The 1,133-nt window shown below is 50.7% G+C and carries 3 protein-coding genes; 2 read left to right on the top strand and 1 reads right to left on the bottom strand.

The window, feature by feature from the left end; translation table 11 throughout:
• A partial coding sequence (locus PLA23_RS13655) for a hypothetical protein (RefSeq protein WP_324475580.1) occupies window positions 1-224 on the top strand: 224 nt, incomplete at its 5' end.
• A gap of 50 nt (window positions 225-274) precedes the next feature.
• Window positions 275-592, top strand: coding sequence for a hypothetical protein (locus PLA23_RS13650; protein ID WP_324475578.1), 318 nt, complete (start codon window positions 275-277; stop codon window positions 590-592).
• Between the two features lie 6 nt (window positions 593-598).
• Here PLA23_RS13650 and PLA23_RS13645 read toward each other — a convergent pair.
• On the bottom strand, window positions 599-1,133 hold a 535-nt coding region (locus tag PLA23_RS13645; protein ID WP_324475577.1), incomplete at its 5' end, for a carboxypeptidase-like regulatory domain-containing protein.

Raw genomic sequence — 1,133 nt, 5'->3', positions numbered from 1 at the left:
TTGAAGTCATGGTACTGGTAAGTACTCCAAAGGATCTCCCCGAATACCGGTTTGTCCATGAGAATATCCCTGTCGGAACGGTGGAAAAACGGAGTAAAACGACGATTAACAGTCAGCTGGTGCTCCCCATGACAGAGGATAATTTCAGAAAACTCTCTTCCGGTGAACGGCAGGCTGAGGTGGAAACCAAAGTCATCAAAGTCAGTTCCAATATTATGGGATAGATAATTCGATCATCACAATGATTTTATAAAAAGAGCAGGAACAATTCATCGTGGCTGCACGGAACCGGACGCTGATATTCGTTGAATTATTGTTCGCACTCGTGGCACTGGTGTGCGGGACGATAGCCTTTTCATCACTCGTCAGGTATGCAGTCCTTTCTATCCGTATGGGGGCTGCTGCTCCCTGGACATGGACATGGGCTCTCGCAATGGGTATTCTGCTTGCGGTTACCATCGCTGCATATCGCAGGATAGATCATGCCCCACTCCGTATCCTGGTTGTTATCCTGCTGTTTGTCCCGGAACTTGTCTCTCTGCTTCTTGATCAGACGGTACCGTTCCCGGATGTCGGGTTTTTAAACCGGTAAAAAAGGTTACAGGGTTGTTCCGACACCGGACCCTGCTGGTTTTTTGTCAGATGCGTAAAATGTCAGGGTATTACTGGTTGAGGCAAGGTATTTGTCATTTCCTTCAAATATTGCCCGCACCGGTACACCACCGCCCTCCCATGTACTTATGGTTGCCGTGAACCGCCCGTCTCCATCGGTTGAGGTCGTAAGGAGCGGGAGGAAGTCTGTTCCGTAATCAGGCACCTCGATCGTGATACTGACACCAGGTACGCCTTTTCCTGAACTGTCAACAAGCCGGCCGGTCAGTACAACGTCTGTTCCCACTGTCGGACGGAGATTATTGGCCGAGAGGGTGAGGCTTGTTATGACCGGAAGGGATGATGCCGGTGATGGTGTGCTGGTGGCAGCAGCAACGATCGGTCCGGGTGATGGTGATGGCTGAACCGTCGAACCGGCCGGGACATACCCTGAAAGACCGGTAGTCTGAACAATTTCGGATTTTGCGATAGTGCCACTCACCTTTGCAACTGCCTGGAAATAGGGGACCGATTTGAGTTCA

Origin of the sequence: Methanospirillum sp. (genome assembly GCF_035406105.1) — an archaeon.
Classification (GTDB): domain Archaea; phylum Halobacteriota; class Methanomicrobia; order Methanomicrobiales; family Methanospirillaceae; genus Methanospirillum.
Note: the sequence above shows the minus strand (reverse complement) of the source record. Positions and strands in the feature narration are given on the sequence as shown.